We start from the raw sequence: 18,502 nt of genomic DNA on the forward strand, positions 1-18,502 counted from the left end.
ACAGTGCACGCGCTCATCGAGGAGGAACCATGCCCGCTCCCATCGACCCGTCGGACAAGATCGCGCAGTACGCCCACCCCGAACGGCTCGTGAGCACGGCGTGGCTGGCCGAGCACCTCAAGGACCCGGGCATCGTCGTCGTCGAGTCGGACGAGGACGTGCTGCTCTACGAGACCGGGCACATCCCCGGCGCCGTGAAGGTGGACTGGCACACCGAGCTGCAGCACCCGCAGATCCGCGACTACCTCGACGGCGCCACGTTCGCCGCCCTCCTGGGCGGCAAGGGCATCGCGCGCGACACGACGATCGTGCTGTACGGCGACAAGAACAACTGGTGGGCCGCGTACACCGCGTGGGTGTTCACGCTGTTCGGGCACCAGGACGTGCGCCTGCTCGACGGCGGCCGCGGGCTGTGGACCGCCGAGGGCCGCGAGCTCACCACCGACGTGCCCGCTCCCGCCCCGGTCGAGTACCCGGTGGTCGAGCGCGACGACACGACGGTCCGTGCCTTCCACGACGACGTGCTGGCGCACCTCGGCAACGGCCCGCTCGTCGACATCCGCTCCCCGCAGGAGTACACGGGCGAGCGCATCGCCATCCCGGACTACCCCGAGGAGGGCGTGCTGCGCGGAGGCCACATCCCGACGGCCCGCAACGTCCCGTGGGCCACGGCCGTGGCGGAGGACGGCACCTACAAGGCGCGCGCGGAGCTCGACGCGATCTACACGTCGGGCCTGGGCCTCGACCCGGACGACGCCGTGGTCACCTACTGCCGCATCGGCGAGCGCTCCAGCCACACCTGGTTCGCGCTCACCTATCTGCTCGGCTACACGAACGTGCGCAACTACGACGGCTCGTGGACCGAGTGGGGCAACGCGGTGCGCGTCCCGGTCGCGACGGGTTCCGAGCCGGGCACCGTCTGACGGGTCAGGCCCGGCCGAAGGCCTTGCGGAGCTCGTCCTTGGCGCGTTCCAGCACCTGGCGCTGGTCGGCGTCGAGGTCCTTGCCCGCGCGGTTGACGTAGAACGTCAGCATGGACATCGCCGAGCGGTACGGAGAGCTCTTGCGCCGGCCGCTGGCCTCGGCGGAGCGCTTGAGGGAGGCGGCGATCCGGGCGGGGTCGTCCCAGGTGAACACGCCCTCCTCCAGGTCCAGGGCGTCACTGCCCTCGGTGACGTCCTGCGACCAGCGGTCGGGGCCGCCGCCCGGCCCCTTGTTCTCGGCCATGCGGCCACGCTACGACGCCGCTCGCGAGCTCGCCCGGGCCACCGCGACGGTGAAAGGATGAACGGATGAGCACCGACGACGTCAACCTGCCCGAGGCTCTCGCCGAGCTGCGGGACGCCTTCCTGGAGACGCCCGAACGGGACCGGCTCCAGCTCCTGCTGGAGGTCTCGCGCGAGCTGCCGCCGCTGCCGGAGAAGTACGCGGACGCGCCCGAACGGCTCGAGCGGGTGCAGGAGTGCCAGTCACCGGTCTACGCGTTCGCCGAGGTGGACGACGCCGGGGTGGTCACCTTCCACGCCAGCGCACCGGAGGAGGCGCCCACCACCCGCGGGTTCGCGTCGATCCTGGCGCAGGGCCTGACCGGGCTGACGGCGCAGCAGGTGCTGGACGTTCCGGAGGACTACCCGCTGCAGCTCGGGCTGACCAAGGTCGTGAGCCTGCTGCGCCTCAACGGTATGGCCGGCATGCTGACCCGCGCCAAGCGCCAGGTCCGCGAGCAGCTCGCGGCCGCGCAGGTCTGAGCCCGCGGTCTGCACGGCCCACAGCCGTGAGTTCGGCAGTTGACATCGAGGTCGGCACAGGCCTGTGCCGACCTCGATGCCAACTGCCGAGCTCACCGGCCAACTGCCGAACTCACGGGCGAATTGCCGAACTCAGACCTCGCCGCCGCCGAAGCGCTCGCGGTAGGCGTCCAGGTCGTCGTCGCTGATCTTGGCGAAGAGCACCGGCGGGACGGTGAAGGCCGTCCCGGCCGGGACGGCGTCGAGCGACGTCGCGGCCTCCGGGGAGACCCAGGTCGCGGTGTCGTCGAGGGTGAACACCCCGCGCAACGTGGAAGCCGTCTGCGGGACGAACGGCTCGGAGACCACCGCGTAGAGGCGGATCAGGTTCATCGCGGTGCGCAGCGAGACCGCCGCCGCCTCCGGGTCGACCTTGACCTGCTTCCAGGGCTCCTTCTCGACCAGGTACGCGTTGCCGGCCGACCACAGCGCGCGCAGGGAGTTCGCGGCCTTGCGGTACTGGAGGGCCTCCAGGTGCCCCTCGTACTCGGCCAGGAGCCGGGACACCTCAGCGCCGAGCTTCTCCTCGGCCTCCCCCGGCTCGCCGCCCGCGGGGACGGTCTCACCGAACCGCTTGGCGGAGAACGTCAGCACCCGGTTGACGAAGTTGCCCAGCGTGTCGGCCAGGTCCTTGTTCACCGTGCCGGCGAAGTGCTCCCAGGTGAACGACGAGTCGTCGGACTCCGGGGCGTTCGCGATCAGGTACCAGCGCCAGTAGTCGGCGGGCAGGATCTCCAGCGCGGCGTCGGTGAAGACGCCCCGCTTCTGCGACGTCGAGAACTTGCCGCCGTAGTAGGTGAGCCAGCTGAAGCCCTTGACGTAGTCGACCATGGTCCACGGCTCACGGACGCCGAGCTGCGTGGCGGGGAACATCACCGTGTGGAACGGGACGTTGTCCTTGGCCATGAACTGCGTGTAGCGCACGTCGTCGGCCTCGTACCACCAGGACTTCCAGTCCCTGGCCTCGCCCGGCGCGGCGGCGTCCGCCCACTCCTGGGTGGAGCCGATGTACTCGATCGGGGCGTCGAACCAGACGTAGAAGACCTTGCCGTCGGCCGCGAGCTCGGGCCAGGTGTCGGCCGGGACGGGCACGCCCCACTCCAGGTCGCGCGTGATCGCGCGGTCGTGCAGGCCCTCCGAGAGCCACTTGCGGGCGATCGACGTCGACAGCAGCGGCCAGTCCTTGCTGTTCTGGTCGATCCACGCCTCGACCTCGGCCTGGAGCTTGGACTGCAGCAGGAACAGGTGCTTGGTCTCGCGCACCTCGAGGTCGGTCGAGCCGCTGATCGCCGAGCGCGGGTCGATCAGGTCCGTCGGGTCCAGCACGCGCGTGCAGTTCTCGCACTGGTCGCCGCGCGCCCGGTCGTACCCGCAGTGGGGGCACGTGCCCTCGACGTAGCGGTCGGGCAGGAACCGGCCGTCGACCGGCGAGTACACCTGCCGGATCGCCCGCTCCTCGATGAAGCCGTGCTCGTGCAGGCGCCGCGCGAAGTGCTGCGTGGTCTCGGCGTTCTGCGTCGAGGAGCTACGCCCGAAGTGGTCGAACGACAGCCCGAAGCCCGCGTAGATCTTCTTCTGCGTCTCGTGCGCGCCCGCGCAGAACTCCGCGACGGGCAGGCCCGCCTCGGCCGCCGCCAGCTCGGCCGGCGTGCCGTGCTCGTCGGTGGCGCAGATGTAGAGCACGTCGTGCCCGCGCTGGCGCAGGTACCGCGCGTAGACGTCGGCCGGGAGCATCGACCCGACCATGTTCCCCAGGTGCTTGATGCCGTTGATGTACGGAAGCGCACTGGTGACAAGGTGGCGAGCCATCGCTGGATGCTCCGATTCGTAGTTCTGGATCCGTGGGTCCGGGCAGGGTGCCCGGCAGGCTCGCGGGGCGAGCCACGGCCAAGCCTAGATCCACCGGGTGCCGGGGACGGCATCGCGGTCACGGTGTGAGCGGCCGGACGACGACGGCGACCCGCGCCGGCGCCGGTCAGCGGGAGGAGCTCACCGGGTCCCGGCCGAGCAGGCGCAGCGCGGTGAACCACGGGTCGGCGTCACCGGCAGACGGCTCGGCCACCGGCGCCGCGAACACCCCCGGCGTCCCGCCCGGCCGCGCTGCGATCGGGCCCGCGCTCTCGAGCACGAAGGCGACGGTGGCGTCGTCGGGCCGGTAGGTGGTGCCGAGCGCCTCGGCGACGTCCCAGGCGTGCACCGCGGTGTCGAGCAGCTGCATCCCGAGGGCGAGCGTCGCCGAGACCTGGGCGTCGAACTCGGCCAGGTGGACGGGGGCGTCCGGTTGCGCGCGTGCGAACGCCTCGCGCAGCGCCGTCGCGGACGCCTCCCACGCGTCGACGGCGCCGGCCGGCGTCACCTCCGGACCGGCGTAGTGCGCGACGTCGGCGTCGCCGTCGCCGAGGGCGGCCGCGAAACCGTGGTTCTGGCCGATCATGTGCGACAGCAGGGCGGCGAGGTCCCACTCGTCGCACGGGGTCGCGATGTCGAGCGGGCCCCGGGCGGCCTGCTCGACGAGACGGGTGGTGTCGGCGAGGGCGGTGTGGTGCAGGGTGAGCATCTCCGAATAAGTAAGCATGCGTAGACGATACACCCGAGTAGATCGTAGGTTGCTGGTTAGGATCGCCGGGTGGAGCGTCCCGAGCTTGGCTACCTGCTGACCCGGCTGCTGCGGGTGGTGATCGCCCGGGAGGAGCCGATCCTCGCGGCCGCCGGCCTGGTGATGTGGGACTACGCGGTGCTCTCCGCCCTGGGCGAGCAGGACGCCCCGACGCAGGCGCAGCTCGCGGCCGCCACGGGTCGCGACAAGACCCGGCTGATCGGCAACCTGGACCGGCTCGTGGAGCTCGGGCTCGTGCAGCGCGCCCCCGACCCCGCCGACCGCCGCAACCGTGTGGTCTCGCTCACCGCCGAGGGGCGGCAGGTGCTGACCACCTGCCAGGCCGGCATCGCCGCCATGGAGCGGGAGCTGCTGGGCGACCTCCCGGCCGACGAGCGGGCGGCGTTCGAGCGGGCGCTCACCGCGCTGGACACGTCCCGGGGCTGAGGCCCCGTGCCCGCTCGTCAGAGGCACTCGCACATGAAGCCCTGCACCGCCCGGTGCACCTGCGCGGCGTGCGGCCCGACCCAGAACAGGTGGGTCGGCGAGTCGAGCTCGGCAAGGCGCGCGTCGTCGATGTGCTCGGCGAGGTCCAGGGCGTGCGCGAAGTCGACGCCACCGTCGTGGCGGGACCCCGTCACGAGCGTCGGGCACGACACCCGGCGCAGCAGCGTGTGCCGCGCGCCGTCGTCGTCCGGCCGGCCCTGCCGCAGGTCGGCGGCGAAGCCGCTGCCGGACCCCATCGCCAGGAACGCCGCGCGGGCCCGGCCGCGGTCCTCCGGGCTCCAGGTGGGCCACCAGGCGCTCGCGGGCAGCCGGGACAGCGATCCGGCCGCCATCCGGAGCCCGGCGTCCGTGGCGACCGCGCGGGACACCGCGGACCAGAGCCCGCGCTCGGCGCGCGGGCCGAAGAGGACGGGACCCAGCGCTCGCCGCCCGGCGGAGTCCGGGTAGCGCAGCGTCGACGGCGCCGCGCTATGCAGGACCAGCCGCGCGGGCCGGACCGACCCGGACGCCGCGACGTGCAGTGCCTGAAGCCCGCCGAACGACACCCCGACGACGGCCGCCACGGCGGAGATGCCGAGCTCGGCGCACACCTCGTCGACCGCCGGGACGAACCGGGCCGCGGTGAGGTCACCCACCCGGGTCCGGCCGTAGCCGGGCCGGGAGAACGCCACCACGCGGTACCCGAGGCGCGTGTACGACTCGCAGCCGCAGTCGACGGTCGCGGCACAGTGCCCGCCCGGGAAGAACAGGACCGTCCCGCGCCGCCCGCCGGTGACGCAGACCTCGACGTCACCGAGGCTCGTGCCGACCAGCTCCGACGCGGCCGCCAGGTGGATCACGACCACCGTCCGGCACGACCGGCGGTGGTGGTGCGGCCGGCGGCAGCACCGCCGGCGAGCCCGCGGCGCGGATCGCCCGCGCACGGCACGCCGAGCAGGTCCGGGGCGCCGATGTCGGCGGGCATCGGCACCTCCGCGAGCGGCACCTTGTCCGGGTCGCAGACGACGGTGGGCACCAGGCGCGCCACCGACGCCCGGCCAAGCAGCCGCAGCTCCGGCCAGGCCACGACGCCCGGGCGGGCGAGGCCCGCGTCGAGGACCAGGACCCGCCGGCCGTCGTGCGTGATCGTGGTGTCGAGGACGGTCGTGACCACCACGAACGGCTCCGGGCCGTCCGCCGTGTGCACGCACGGCGTGCTGCACAGCAGCGCGAGACCGTGCAGGGAGACGCCGTCCACCACGACGTCGGTGGTGGTCGCCCGGGTGTCGGCCGGCCACGCGTCGGCGGCGAGCGGATCAGGGATGCTCGCGCGGAGCGTGGGCAGGATCGCGGTGAGGGTCATGCCCTCCGTCGTACGGCGCCCGCGACCGCGGGAACGGGGGCCTTGACGCATCCCGTACGGGCGCGGGCCAAGTCCTGACGCAGCCCGTACGGACCGTGCCCCACCCACCGGCATAGCGTGATCGTGTGCCTGATCCACGCTCCACGCGGCTCTTCGCCGCGACTGTCACGCCCTTCACCTCCGACGGTCACCTCGACCTCGACGCGCTCGCCGTGCACGTCGACCGCCTGGTGCGAGAGGGGGTGGACGGGCTGGTCGTCGGCGGGACCACGGGCGAGTCCGGCGCGCTCGCCCCGGAGGAACGGGTCGCGCTGCTGCGTGCGGCCGTCGACGCCGCCGGCGACCGCGCCGCCGTCGTCGCCGGGGTGGGCGAGCACGACACGACCACGGGCATCGCCCTCACCGTCGACGCCGCCCGGGCCGGGGCCGACGGCGTGCTCGTCGCGGCGCCCGCGGCCAGCCGCCCCTCGCAGGCCGGGCTCCTCGCGCACGTGCGGGCGCTCGCCGACGCCGCCGACGTGCCCGTCATGCTCTACGACAACCCCCGCCGGTTCGGGGTCGGCTTCGAGATGCCGACCCTGCTGCGCGCGGCCGAGCACCCGAACGTCTGGGCCGTCAAGGACGCCACGGAGAACCCGCACCGGGCCGCAGAGCTCATGGGACTGTCCGACCTGGCGTACTACGCCGGGTCGGACGCCGCGGCCATGGTCCTGACGGCCGGCGGGCAGGGCGTGGTCGGCGTCGGCGTCAACGTGGAGCCCGCCCTCTGGCGGGCCTACGTCGACGCCCTGCTGGGCGGCGACCTGGACGCCGCGGACGACTGCTCCCGGCGTCTCGCCCCGCTCGACCACGCCCTGCACCGCCACGTGCCGCCCGCCGTGGCGACCAAGGTGGTGCTGCGTGGCCTCGGCCTGCTGCCCACCGCCCGGGTGCGCCTGCCGCTGGTGGGACCTGTCCCCGAGGAGACCGCGGCGATCCGCCGGGACCTGGAGGTGTACGAGGGTCTCCCGGACTTCCACAGCGGCCTCGCCCGGCTCGACCACCCCGATGCGCACGGCGGCGCGCTGCGCCTGCTCTGAGCCAGTGGCGCTTCTTGAACCCGACGTAGAGCCGCACGGCCCAGCCCGCCATCACGAGCACGGCGAGCGGGTAGCCCAGGGGCCAGGAAAGCTCGGGCAGCCCGTCCACGGTGCGGGAGCGGTGATCAGGCGGACCTCCATCACGCCACCCCCGACCACGACGGCACGCGGTGCAGCAGGAGCTGCGCCGACGTACGCCGCACGCCGGGCTGCTCGCGCAGCCGGTGCAGCTCCGCCTCGACGTCGGGCAGGCTCCGGCACGCGAGGTGGACGGCGTAGTCGAACTCCCCCGTGACCTGCCACGCCGACACCACGGCCACGCTGTCCGCCAGCATGCTCTCGAACAGCGCGAGGTCGGCGTCCGCGCGGACCTGGACCTGCGCCAGGACCTCCACCGGCCGGCCGAGGAGCGCACGATCGACCCGGGCGTGAAAGCCCGCGATGACCCCCCGCTCGACCAGCCGGCGCACCCGCACGGACGTCGCGGACGTGCTCAGGCCGGTCGCGGCGGCCAGCTCGTGGAGCGTGGCCCTCCCGTCGTGCAGCAGCAGCTCCAGGATCGCCCGGTCGGTGTCGTCCAGGGCCGCGTCGGGCGCCGGCTCGGCACCGGAGGAGCGGCGGGAGGCAGAGGTGAGGGCCATACCAGCGACGCTATGAACGGCCCGCGGCTCACCGGGCCGCGTGAACGCAATCCCTACGCCGGCCAGCCGGATCCTGACGGGACCTTGATGCCCGCCGCGGGTCGATACCGACCGGTAGGCCCCATGATGGTGCGATGACGTCGCAGGTTACCGATCTGGTCGTAGGTGATGGCCCACCGCTGGCCGTCCTCCTGTTCCTCCCTCGGGCCGGCGCGATCACCGGCCTGAGCCGCTGGTCGGTGCTGCGCCTCGTGCGCCCGTTCGCGGAGCACTTCACCGTGCACGTGCTCAACCGCCCGCCAGGCCTGCCCGCCGGCTCGACCATGGCCGACATCGCCGCCGTCCATGCCCACGGCATCGGTCGGCTGTCGTCCGGTCCGGTGCACGTCCTGGGCGTCTCCACCGGCGGCGCCGTCGCCCTGCAGCTCGCCGTGGACCACCCGCACCTCGTCGACCGGCTCGTCCTGGCCTCCACCGCGCACTCGCTCGGCGCACTCGGCCGCGACGCACAGCGCCGCTACGTCGACCGCGCGCTGGCAGGACACCGGCCCAGCCCCGCCCTCGCGCCGCTGGTCACCGGCACGCCCGCGCTCCAGCCGCTGGTGGCGGCCGGTCTGTGGCTCGCCGACGGCCCTGGCGACCACACCGATGCCGCCACCGTGCTGCAGGCCGAGGACACGTTCGACATCGCCGACCGGCTCGACCAGGTGGCGTCACCCGTGCTGCTGATCCACGGCGACCAGGACCGCGTGTACCCGACGGACCGCGTACGCGAGACCGCGGACCGGCTCCCGCACGCCACGGTCACCACCTACCCGGGCGGCGGTCACGAGCAGGTCCTCACCGACCGCCGGTTCGCGCCCGACGTCACGGCCTTCCTCCTGGACGGGTCGTAGGGCACGGGTCCGCCGGGCCGCCGCCTCACTCCTCGAACCGGTACCCCGCCCCCGGGTGCGTCAGGATGTGCTTCGGGTGCGACGGGTCCTGCTCCAGCTTGCGCCGGAGCTGAGCGGTGTAGACGCGCAGATAGTTGGTCTCCGTCGAGTACGCGGGGCCCCACACCTCGTGCAGCAGCAGCTTGCGGTCCACGAGCCGACCGCGGTTGCGCACCAGCACCTCCAGCAGCGCCCACTCGGTGGGGCTCAGGCGCACCTCTTCCCCGGCGCGCGAGACCTGCCTCCGCGCCAGGTCGATCCGCAGGTCGCCCGCGGTGACCACGGGCTCCTCGGCCTGCGCCGGCTCGGCCCGGCGGACGGCGGCACGCAGCCGCGCGAGCAGCTCGTTCATCGCGAACGGCTTGGTCACGTAGTCGTCGGCCCCGGCGTCGAGCGCGTCCACCTTGTCGTCGCCGAGCTGCCGGGCGGACAGCACCACGATCGGCACCCGCGTCCAGCCGCGGATGCCCGCGATGACCTCGAGCCCCGGCATGTCGGGCAGCCCCAGGTCGAGCAGCACCACGTCGGGCCGCGCCGACGCCACGGCGTCGAGCGCCGCCGCGCCCGTCGGCGCCGCGGTCACGTCCCAGCCGTGGGCGCGCAGGTTGATCGCCAGGGCGCGGGTCAGCGCCGCGTCGTCGTCCACCACGAGCACGCGGTTGCCCGACGTCGCCGCGCGCACCTCGCCGTCCGTCTCACCGGTCACGAGGACATCCCATCATCCAGAGCGGTCTCGCGCGGCACCGTCAGCACCATCGTGAGGCCACCGCCGGGGGTGTCCTCGGCCGAGATCCGGGCGCCGACGGCGTTCGCGAGGCCCGCCGCGACCGCGAGACCGAGGCCGAGGCCGCCCGCGCTCGTGTCGTCGAGCCGCTGGAAGGGCTCGAACATCGTGGTCTTGCGCTCGTCGGGCACGCCCGGCCCGGTGTCGGCCACGCGCAGCTCCACCGCGTCGCGCGCGGCGGAGGCCGTGAAGAGCACCTTGGCGCCCGGCGGCGAGTGCCGCACCGCGTTGGACACGACGTTCGCCACCACCCGCTCGAACAGGCCGGGGTCGGTGTGCACGAGCGGGAGGTCCTCCGGCACGTCGAGCGCCAGGTCGGACAGCCACGGCTCGACGGCGATCGGCACCACCTCCTCCAGCGACGCGGCCCGCAGCGCGGGCCGGACGGCGCCGGTCTGGATGCGGGACAGGTCCAGGAGGTTGCCGATGAGGCGCTCCAGCCGGTGCGTCGAGTCCGCGATCGTGGCCGTCAGGACGTCGCGGTCCTCCCGGTCCAGCTCGACGTCGGGCGAGGACAGTCCGTCCACGGCGGTGCGGATCGCCGCGAGCGGCGTGCGCAGGTCGTGCGAGACGGCGGCGAGCAGCGCGGTGCGGGTGCTCTCGGTGCGCTCCAGCACCTCGGCCTGGGCGGCCTGCTCGCGCAGCCGGCGCCGCTCCAGCACGATGCCGGCCTGCACGCCGAACGCCTCGACCACCTGCCGGTCGCTCGCCGGCAGCACGCGGCCGGCGAGCACCAGCCGGTGCCGGTCGTCGATCACCACCTCGGTCACCGTCGGGTCCGCCTCGGCGCCGGCGGGCACGGGTTCCGCGTCCGTGACCCACCGCTCGTGCGCCACCACCGACCACGGCGAGCGGTCGTCGGTGCGCTCCTCCAGGCGCACGTCGGCCATCGCGAACGTCTGGGCGAGGCGGTGCACGATCGCCTGCGCCGTGTCCTGGCCCGACAGGACCGAGCGCGACAGCGCGGCCAGCGTGGACGCCTCGGCCCGCGCCCGGTACGCCTGGGTGGTGCGCCGCGCGGCCAGGTCCACCACGGAGGCGACGGCGACCGCGATCACCACGAACACGGCCAGCGCGAGCACGTTCTCCCCCTGGGCGATCGTGAACCGGCCCACCGGCGGCGCGAAGAACCAGTTGAGGCACAGGTTGGACACCACGGCCGCCACCACGGCGGGCCACAGCCCGCCGATCAGCGCGACGCCGACCACCCCCGCCAGCAGCAGCATGGCGTCCGTGGCGAGCGCGACGTCGTCCGTGCCGATCGCCAGGAGCGCGGCCGTCAGCAGCGCCGGGATCAGCACTGCCGAACCCCAGCCCGCAGCGCGGCGCTTCGGGGACAGCGAGGAGTACCGCGAGCGCACCCCCACGCCGACCCGGGCGCGCTCGTGCGTCACGAGGTGCACGTCGATCGTGCCCGAGAGCCGGGCGATCTCCGCGCTGGACGAGCCCAGCAGCGCCTGCCGCCACACGGGGTGGCGGGAAACGCCCACGACGATCATGGTCGCGTTGACCCCGCGCGCGAAGTCGACGACGGCGGACGGCACGTCCTCCCCCACCACCGTGTGGAACACGCCGCCGAGCGACTCCACGAGCGCGCGGTGGGCGGCGATGGTGGCCGACGGCGTGGACGGCAGCCCGTCCGTCGGCAGCACGTGCACCGCCAGCAGCTCGGTCCCCGCGGCCCGCTGCGCGATGCGCGCGGCCCGGTGCAGCAGCGTCTCCGTCTCCGGCCCGCCCGTGACGGCCACGACGATGCGCTCGCGGGCCGGCCAGGTGCCGCCGATCGAGTGGTCGGCGCGGTACCGCGTGAGGGCGTCGTCCACCCGGTCGGCGAGCCACAGCAGGGCGAGCTCGCGCAGCGCCGTCAGGTTGCCCACGCGGAAGAACGACGACATCGAGGCGTCGATCTGCTCGGCCCGGTACACGTTGCCGTGCGCGAGCCGGCGCCGGAGCTGCTCCGGCGAGAGGTCCACGAGCTGGATCTGGTCGGCGTCGCGCACCACCTGGTCGGGCACCGTCTCGCGCTGCCGCACTCCGGTGATGGCCTCGACGTCGTCCGTCAGCGACGCGATGTGCTGCACGTTGACGGTGGTGACCACGTCGATGCCGGCGTCCAGCAGGTCGTGCACGTCCTGCCAGCGCTTGGCGTGCTGGGAGCCGGGCGCGTTGGTGTGCGCCAGCTCGTCCACGAGCGCCACCTCGGGCGCCCGCTCCAGCACGGCCGGGACGTCGAGCTCGGTGAGCGTCGACCCGCGGTGCTCGGCCAGCCGCCGCGGGATCATCTCCAGGTCGCCGATCTTGGCGACCGTCGCGGCCCGCCCGTGCGTCTCGACGAGGCCGATCACCAGGTCGGTGCCCCGCGCGCGGCGCCGGTGCGCCTCGTCCAGCATGGCGTAGGTCTTGCCCACGCCAGGGGCCGCCCCCAGGTAGACCGTGAGGCGGCCCCGGCGTCCGGTGGTCATGGGATCAGTGTGCGTCATCGAGGGCGAGGTTGAGCTCCAGCACGTTCACCCGCGGCTCGCCCAGCACGCCCAGGTCGCGCCCGGCGGTGTGCTCGGCCACGGCCGCCTCGACGTCGGCCACGGACAGCCCGCGTGCCTCCGCGACGCGCGCCACCTGGATGGCGGCGTACTCGGGGCTGATGTGCGGGTCCAGGCCCGAGCCGGACGCCGTGACGGCGTCGGCCGGGACGTCCGCCGGGTCCACGCCCTCCAGCTCGGCGACGGCGGCCTTGCGCTCCTCGATCGTCGCGACCAGGTCGGGGTTGAGCGGGCCGAGGTTGGACGCCGCGGAGGCCGACGTGTCGTACCCGTCGCCGGCGGCCGACGGCCGCGGGTGGAAGTACTCGACGCCCTCGAAGCCCTGCGCGACCAGCGCGGAGCCCACCGCCTCGGAGCGGTCGGTGGTGTGCGTGCCGTCGGACCGCACCAGCGATCCGTCGGCCTGCCAGGGGAAGGCCACCTGCCCGACGGCGGTCGCCGCGAGCGGGTACGCCAGCCCCAGCAGGAGGGTGAACACGAGCAGCATGCGCAGCCCCGCCAGGGAGTGCCGGGTCAGCGCCGCGAGGTCGCTCGCGACTGTGGTCGATGCCATGAGATTTCCTTTCGGGTCTGCTCGGGACCGGGCTACAGGCCCGGGAGCAGCGAGACGACGAGGTCGATGAGCTTGATGCCGATGAACGGCGCCACCAGGCCGCCGAGGCCGTAGACCAGCAGGTTGCGCGTCAGCAGGGACGACGCCGAGGCCGGCCGGTACTTCACGCCGCGCAGCGACAGCGGGATCAGCGCCAGGATGATCAGCGCGTTGAAGATGACGGCCGACAGGATGGCGGAGCCGGGGCTCGCCAGCCGCATGATGTTCAGCGCCTCGAGCTGCGGGAACACCGTCATGAACATGGCGGGCAGGATCGCGAAGTACTTCGCGACGTCGTTCGCCACGGAGAACGTGGTCAGCGCGCCGCGCGTGATCAGGAGCTGCTTGCCGATCTCCACGATCTCGATGAGCTTGGTGGGGTCCGAGTCGAGGTCCACCATGTTGCCCGCCTCCTTGGCGGCGGACGTGCCGGTGTTCATCGCCACGCCGACGTCGGACTGGGCCAGCGCCGGGGCGTCGTTCGTGCCGTCGCCGGCCATCGCGACCAGCTTGCCGCCCTCCTGCTCGCGCTTGATGAGCGCGAGCTTGTCCTCGGGCGTGGCCTCCGCCAGGACGTCGTCCACCCCCGCCTCCGCGGCGATGGCCCGCGCGGTCACCTGGTTGTCACCGGTCACCATGACCGACCGGATGCCCATGGCGCGCAGCTCGTCGAACCGCTCGCGCATGCCCTCCTTGACCACGTCCTTGAGCCGGACGACGCCGAGCACCCGCGCGGGCGCCTCGCCCACCTGCTCCGCGACCACCAGCGGCGTGCCGCCGGCCCGGGAGACGGAGTCGACGTGCTTCTCCAGGTCCTTGACCTCCTTGTCGGAGATCTGCGCGCCCGTGCTGTGCACCCAGCGCTGGATCGCGCTGCCGGCACCCTTGCGGATGCGGTGCAGCTCGGTGTGGCCCGCGCCGCCGGCCTCGCTGGACCGGGTCAGCGGCAGGTCCACGCCCGACATCCGGGTCTGGGCCGAGAACGGCACCAGCTCCGCGTCCAGCGGCAGCTCCTCGCCCGCGCCGTACTTCTCGTCCACCAGCTCGACGATGCTGCGCCCCTCCGGGGTCTCGTCGGCCAGCGACGCGAGGCGCGCCGCGACGGCGAGCTCCTGCGGCGTCACCCGGCTCACCGGCAGCACCTGGGTGGCACGGCGGTTGCCGTAGGTGATGGTGCCCGTCTTGTCGAGCAGCAGCACGTCCACGTCACCCGCCGCCTCCACGGCGCGGCCGGACATCGCCAGCACGTTGCGCTGCACCAGCCGGTCCATGCCCGCGATGCCGATGGCGCTCAGCAGCGCGCCGATCGTCGTCGGGATGAGGCAGACCAGCAGCGCCACCAGGACCAGCAGCGACTGCCGCGAGCCCGAGTAGACGGCGAACGGCTGCAGCGTGGCCACCGCCAGCAGGAACACGATGGTCAGCGACGTGAGCAGGATGTTCAGCGCGATCTCGTTCGGCGTCTTCTGCCGCTCGCTGCCCTCGACCAGGGCGATCATCCGGTCCACGAACGTGGCCCCGGCGGGCGCCGTGATGCGCACGACGATCTGGTCGGACAGCACCACCGTGCCGCCCGTGACGGCGCTGCGGTCGCCGCCGGACTCGCGGATGACGGGAGCGGACTCGCCGGTGATCGCCGACTCGTCCACCGAGGCGACACCCTCGATGACGTCGCCGTCGCCGGGGACGGTCTCGCCCGCGGCGACCACGACGACGTCGCCCACCTGCAGCGTCGAGGACGGCACCTCGACCGTGGGCAGCAGGTCCAGCCGCGTGCCCGAGGTCAGGGTGTCCTGCGGGGCGCTGACCTTGCGCGCCGTCGTCTGCTTCTGCGTGGCGCGCAGCGTGGAGGCCTGCGCCTTGCCGCGCGACTCCGCCACGGACTCGGCGAGCGTCGCGAACAGCACGGTGGCCCACAGCCACACCGCGATCCACCAGGCGAACATGTCCGGCTCGATGACCGCGAGCACGGTCGTGACCAGCGCGCCCACCTCGACCACGAACATGACGGGCGAGGTGTACAGCACGCGCGGGTCCAGCTTGCGCAGCGCGCCCGGGAGGGCGGACCGCAGCTGCGCCCAGGTCAGCGCGCGCGGCGTCCGCCGCTTCGAGGGGTGCCGCGTGCCGCCACCGGTCGCGGGCTCTTGGGTCGGAGCGTCCGGGACGTTCCGGGTGTCGATGGTCATGACAGGGACTCCACAACGGGACCGAGGGAAAGGACAGGGATGAAGGTGAGCCCCACGACGATGATCGCGACCGTCGCGAGCATGCCCGCGAACAGGGGGCGGTGCGTGGGCAGGGTGCCCGACGTCGCCGGGACCGCCGTCTGGCTCGCGAGGCGACCCGCCAGGGCCAGCACCAGCGCGATCGGCACGAACCGGCCGGCGAGCATCGCCAGGCCCTGCGTCACCTCGTAGAACGGGGTGCCCGACGTGAGCCCGCCGAACGCGGAGCCGTTGTTGTTCGCCGCCGAGGCGAAGGCGTACAGCACCTCGGACAGGCCGTGCGGACCGGGCTCCTGGATGCCCACCAGGCCGGGCTCGACCACCACGGCGGCCGCCGTGCCCACCAGGACCAGCGCGGGCGTGGTCAGCACGTACAGGGCGACGAGCGTCATCTCCTGCCGGCCGATCTTCTTGCCCAGGTACTCCGGGGTGCGCCCCACCATGAGCCCGGCGATGAACACCGCGACCACGGCCAGGACGAGCATGCCGTACAGGCCGGCGCCCACACCGCCCGGCGCGATCTCGCCCAGCAGCATGTTGAACAGGACCAGGCCGCCGCCCGGCGCCGTGAGCGAGTCGTGCGACGCGTTCACCGCGCCCGTCGACGTCGCCGTCGTCGCCACCGCGAACAGCGCGCTGCCCGCGAGCCCGAACCGGGTCTCCTTGCCCTCCATCGCGGCACCCGCCGCCTGCGGCGCGGCACCCGGCCCCGCCATCTCGGCCCAGGTGGTCAGCACGAGCGAGGCGAGCGCCAGGCCGCCCATGACGCCGAGGATCGCCCAGCCCTGCCGCTTGTCGCCCACCAGGATGCCGAACGTGCGCGGCAGCGTGAACGGGATGAGCAGGATCAGGAAGATCTCGACCAGGTTGGTGAACGGCGTCGGGTTCTCCAGCGGGTGGCCGGAGTTCGCGTTGAAGAAGCCGCCACCGTTGGTGCCGAGCTCCTTGATGACCTCCTGGGAGGCCACCGGACCGCCCAGCGACTGCTGCGTGGCGCCCTCGACCGTGGTGATCGCGGTGTGCGGGTCCAGGTTCTGGATCACGCCGCCCGCCATGAGCAGCACCGCGGCGACCAGGGACAGGGGCAGGAGGATGCGCGTCACGCCGCGCGTCAGGTCGGACCAGAAGTTGCCGACCCGCGCGTCCGTCCCGGAGCGTGCGAAGCCGCGCACCAGGGCGATCGCGACGGCCATGCCGACGGCGGCAGACACGAAGTTCTGCACCGCCAGGCCGGCCATCTGCACCAGGTGGCCCGCGGCGGCCTCACCCGAGTACCACTGCCAGTTCGTGTTCGTCACGAAGCTGACCGCGGTGTTCCAGGCGCCCGCCGGGTCGAACCCGGTGAAGCCCAGGCTCCACGGCAGGTACGCCTGCAGGCGCAGCATCCCGTAGAGGAAGAGCACGGAGACCAGCGAGAAGCCCAGCAGGGACATCAGGTAGGTGGTCCAGCGCTGCTCGGCGTCGGGGTCCACCCGGACGAGCCGGTACCAAAGACGCTCGGCGCGCAGGTGCTTCGGGCTGGAGTAGACGCGCGCCATGTACGCGCCCAGCGGCGCGTGGACGGCGGCGAGCAGGGCGAGCAGGACGAGCACCTGCGCGACCGCGACGAGAACCGGTGTGCTCATGGCGCTCACCGCGTCCGGTCGGCGCGGATCAGCGCCACGAACAGGTAGACGAGGCCCGCCAGGGTGAGCACCAGGCCCACGGCGTCGAAGGGGTTCACTTCCGCCTCCCCGAGGGGCGGGCGGAGTCGGTGCTCGCGGAGGCGCGGCGCGCCACCAGAGCCACCGCGGCGAAGAACGCCACGGTCAGGAGGATGAAGGCCAGATCGGTCATGCCACTGGTCTACGCCTGCGCGCGACCGGTGGAACCAGTCCTTGACGGAATGCTGACGGCGCCTGGGCGCTCGCTAACGGCCCCCTGATGCGGGAGGCGTCTCTGCTGCCCGGCTACCCCGGCAGGGTCGGGTCGGCTGCCGCCACCGCGCGGGCGACCTCGATCGCCCCGGGCTGCTGCCCGTCGGAGAGCACGGAGAGCGCCACGTGGCTCGCCCCGGCGGCCAGGTGCGCCCGCACCCCGGCAGCGATCGCGTCGGCGTCGCCGATGGTCGCGACGGCGTCGACAAGCTTGTCGCTGAGGCCCGTGACGTCGTCGTCATCGAAACCCATCCGGCGCATGTTCGCCGCGTACCCGCCGACGGAGAGCAGGAAGCCCAGCGGCCCGCGCACGGTCTGCCGGGCGCGGTCGAGATCGGTATCCAGCACCACCGGCTGGATCACTACGAGTGTCGCGTCCGGCCCCAGGACCTCTCGCGCCCACGCGGTGTAGCCGGGCGTCACCAGCATCGTGATGGCGCCTGCCGCGCGGTCCCGTGCGAGCTCCAGCTTGCGGGGGCCCAGCGCCGCGATCAGCCGTCGCTCCGCGGGCAACGACACATCCGCGGCGTCGATCTCGTCCAGGAACGCACGCAGCCCTGCGAGCGGCCGCGCAGCCTGTTGCGGCGCCCCGAAGCCCCCTACCAGCCGTTCCACCTCGCTGTCGTCCAACACCTTGAGGAGGTGGACGACGTCGTCGACACCGTGGACGTCGAGCGAGACGATCGCGGGCGCGACCGCCGCGGTCTTCGTCACGTGCAGCAGCTCGGCCAGCGGCTCGAGCAGCTCCAGCTGGCCGCCGAAGAGCCACAGCGCGGAGAGGCCGAGCCGCTCGGCCTCGGCGGCCTGTTCGAGGTGGGCCCGATCGTCCGCCACGTTGAGGACCAGCCCCACCCGTCCCAGCTCCAGCTCGCTCATCGCGTCTCCCCCGTCGCAGATCACGGAATGGGTCCGTATGTCCAGGTGGGAGACGCTAAGACCTCAACCGGAGTTGAGGTCAAGCTGCTCCGCGCGTCGGGCGCCAAGCCGCTCCGCGCGTCGGGCTCTGACGAACGTAGGGGTAGTCGCTCTGTCGGGGCTGACAGAGCGACTACCCCTACGTTCGACCCCTTGGAGCGACCGGTCCTACGTTCGACGTCGAGGCTCAGAGGCTCAGAAGTCGAACAGGTCCTCCAGGAAGGACTCCTTGCGCTTCTTCTTGTACCGCGGGTCGTGGCGGCGGTCGCCGTAGGACTCGTACCGGCGCTCGTTGTCGTACCGGCGGCCCTCGTCGTACCGGCGGTCCCGGTCGTAGCGGCGGTCGTCGTCGCGTCGGCGGTCGTCGTAGCGCGGGTCGTAGGCCGGCTGCGGCGAGCCGTAGGCCGGGCCGGCGTGCACGGGGTTCGGCGCGGACGGAGCGGCGGGGGCGGGCGGCGCGACAGGGGCCGACGGCGTCGTCGGGCGGTTCTCCGCGGCGATCTCGGCCTCGACCGACCGGTCGATCACCTTGTCGAGCTCGCCACGATCCAGCCACACGCCACGGCACGTGGGGCAGTAGTCGATCTCGATCCCCTTGCGCTCGGACATGACGAGCGTGGTCTGGTCGATGGGGCACAGCATC

The 18,502-nt window shown here is 73.2% G+C and carries 19 protein-coding genes; 5 read left to right on the forward strand and 14 right to left on the reverse strand.

Going from position 1 to position 18,502, the window contains the following annotated elements:
• Window positions 1-29: 29 nt before the first annotated feature.
• Window positions 30-923: a sulfurtransferase gene (locus AB0I29_RS09020; RefSeq protein WP_357480554.1), complete on the forward strand. Its 894-nt coding sequence runs from the start codon at window positions 30-32 to the stop codon at window positions 921-923.
• A gap of 4 nt (window positions 924-927) precedes the next feature.
• Here the strand turns inward: AB0I29_RS09020 and AB0I29_RS09025 are convergent, their stop codons facing one another.
• Window positions 928-1,227: a DUF3175 domain-containing protein gene (locus AB0I29_RS09025; protein WP_357480557.1), complete on the reverse strand. Its 300-nt coding sequence runs from the start codon at window positions 1,225-1,227 to the stop codon at window positions 928-930.
• A gap of 65 nt (window positions 1,228-1,292) precedes the next feature.
• Here AB0I29_RS09025 and AB0I29_RS09030 point away from each other — a divergent pair, with 65 nt between their 5' ends.
• Window positions 1,293-1,748, forward strand: a complete 456-nt coding sequence (locus AB0I29_RS09030) for a SufE family protein (RefSeq protein ID WP_285102560.1) — start codon at window positions 1,293-1,295, stop codon at window positions 1,746-1,748.
• Window positions 1,749-1,880: 132 nt separating this feature from the next.
• Here the strand turns inward: AB0I29_RS09030 and metG are convergent, their stop codons facing one another.
• A complete protein-coding gene (gene metG, locus AB0I29_RS09035; protein WP_357480561.1) occupies window positions 1,881-3,596 on the reverse strand; it encodes a methionine--tRNA ligase in 1,716 nt (571 codons plus the stop codon).
• Window positions 3,597-3,762: 166 nt separating this feature from the next.
• A complete protein-coding gene (locus tag AB0I29_RS09040; RefSeq protein WP_357480563.1) occupies window positions 3,763-4,362 on the reverse strand; it encodes a TIGR03086 family metal-binding protein in 600 nt (199 codons plus the stop codon).
• Between the two features lie 51 nt (window positions 4,363-4,413).
• Between AB0I29_RS09040 and AB0I29_RS09045 the strand changes: the two genes are divergently transcribed.
• Window positions 4,414-4,830 carry a MarR family transcriptional regulator gene (locus AB0I29_RS09045; RefSeq protein WP_357480565.1) on the forward strand — a complete coding sequence of 139 codons (417 nt, stop codon included), beginning with the start codon at window positions 4,414-4,416 and terminating at the stop codon, window positions 4,828-4,830.
• Window positions 4,831-4,847: 17 nt separating this feature from the next.
• Here AB0I29_RS09045 and AB0I29_RS09050 read toward each other — a convergent pair whose 3' ends face one another.
• Window positions 4,848-5,729, reverse strand: a complete 882-nt coding sequence (locus AB0I29_RS09050; protein ID WP_357480568.1) for an alpha/beta hydrolase — start codon at window positions 5,727-5,729, stop codon at window positions 4,848-4,850.
• Window positions 5,726-6,232, reverse strand: a complete 507-nt coding sequence (locus AB0I29_RS09055) for a hypothetical protein (RefSeq protein ID WP_357480571.1) — start codon at window positions 6,230-6,232, stop codon at window positions 5,726-5,728. The genes AB0I29_RS09050 and AB0I29_RS09055 overlap by 4 nt, the downstream gene beginning before the upstream one ends.
• A gap of 125 nt (window positions 6,233-6,357) precedes the next feature.
• Between AB0I29_RS09055 and AB0I29_RS09060 the strand changes: the two genes are divergently transcribed.
• The gene (locus AB0I29_RS09060; RefSeq protein WP_357480573.1) at window positions 6,358-7,311 is read left to right on the forward strand and encodes a dihydrodipicolinate synthase family protein; all 954 of its coding nucleotides are present in this window, start codon (window positions 6,358-6,360) and stop codon (window positions 7,309-7,311) included.
• Window positions 7,312-7,451: 140 nt separating this feature from the next.
• Here AB0I29_RS09060 and AB0I29_RS09065 read toward each other — a convergent pair whose 3' ends face one another.
• A complete protein-coding gene (locus AB0I29_RS09065; protein WP_357480576.1) occupies window positions 7,452-7,952 on the reverse strand; it encodes an Lrp/AsnC family transcriptional regulator in 501 nt (166 codons plus the stop codon).
• Between the two features lie 134 nt (window positions 7,953-8,086).
• On the opposite strand from AB0I29_RS09065, the gene AB0I29_RS09070 reads away from it, so the two are divergent.
• Entirely contained in the window at window positions 8,087-8,848 is a 762-nt protein-coding gene (locus tag AB0I29_RS09070; protein ID WP_357480578.1) for an alpha/beta hydrolase, read from the forward strand.
• 25 nt (window positions 8,849-8,873) lie between these two features.
• On the opposite strand, the gene AB0I29_RS09075 is transcribed toward AB0I29_RS09070, so the two are convergent.
• The 8 genes from AB0I29_RS09075 to AB0I29_RS09110 form a co-directional block, all read right to left on the reverse strand.
• A complete protein-coding gene (locus AB0I29_RS09075) occupies window positions 8,874-9,593 on the reverse strand; it encodes a response regulator transcription factor (protein WP_285102545.1) in 720 nt (239 codons plus the stop codon).
• Complete coding sequence (locus AB0I29_RS09080) at window positions 9,590-12,133, reverse strand: DUF4118 domain-containing protein (protein ID WP_357480581.1); 2,544 nt, start codon at window positions 12,131-12,133, stop codon at window positions 9,590-9,592. Before AB0I29_RS09080 ends, AB0I29_RS09075 begins: the two co-directional genes overlap by 4 nt.
• A 4-nt stretch (window positions 12,134-12,137) precedes the next feature.
• Window positions 12,138-12,764 carry a potassium-transporting ATPase subunit KdpC gene (gene kdpC / locus AB0I29_RS09085; protein WP_285102542.1) on the reverse strand — a complete coding sequence of 209 codons (627 nt, stop codon included), beginning with the start codon at window positions 12,762-12,764 and terminating at the stop codon, window positions 12,138-12,140.
• A gap of 32 nt (window positions 12,765-12,796) precedes the next feature.
• Window positions 12,797-14,989: a potassium-transporting ATPase subunit KdpB gene (kdpB, locus tag AB0I29_RS09090; protein WP_285102540.1), complete on the reverse strand. Its 2,193-nt coding sequence runs from the start codon at window positions 14,987-14,989 to the stop codon at window positions 12,797-12,799.
• Entirely contained in the window at window positions 14,986-16,653 is a 1,668-nt protein-coding gene (kdpA, locus tag AB0I29_RS09095) for a potassium-transporting ATPase subunit KdpA (RefSeq protein WP_357480585.1), read from the reverse strand. The genes kdpB and kdpA overlap by 4 nt, the downstream gene beginning before the upstream one ends.
• Window positions 16,654-16,658: 5 nt before the next feature.
• On the reverse strand, window positions 16,659-16,751 hold the full coding sequence (gene kdpF / locus AB0I29_RS09100; RefSeq protein WP_020016455.1) for a K(+)-transporting ATPase subunit F: 93 nt from the start codon (window positions 16,749-16,751) through the stop codon (window positions 16,659-16,661).
• 226 nt (window positions 16,752-16,977) lie between these two features.
• The gene (locus tag AB0I29_RS09105; protein WP_357480589.1) at window positions 16,978-17,820 is read right to left on the reverse strand and encodes a TIGR03620 family F420-dependent LLM class oxidoreductase; all 843 of its coding nucleotides are present in this window, start codon (window positions 17,818-17,820) and stop codon (window positions 16,978-16,980) included.
• 234 nt (window positions 17,821-18,054) lie between these two features.
• The gene (locus AB0I29_RS09110; protein WP_285103141.1) at window positions 18,055-18,501 is read right to left on the reverse strand and encodes a zf-TFIIB domain-containing protein; all 447 of its coding nucleotides are present in this window, start codon (window positions 18,499-18,501) and stop codon (window positions 18,055-18,057) included.
• Window position 18,502: the final 1 nt, after the last annotated feature.

The organism is Promicromonospora sp. NPDC050262, assembly GCF_040655935.1.
In the GTDB taxonomy this organism is placed as follows: Bacteria; Actinomycetota; Actinomycetes; order Actinomycetales; family Cellulomonadaceae; genus Promicromonospora.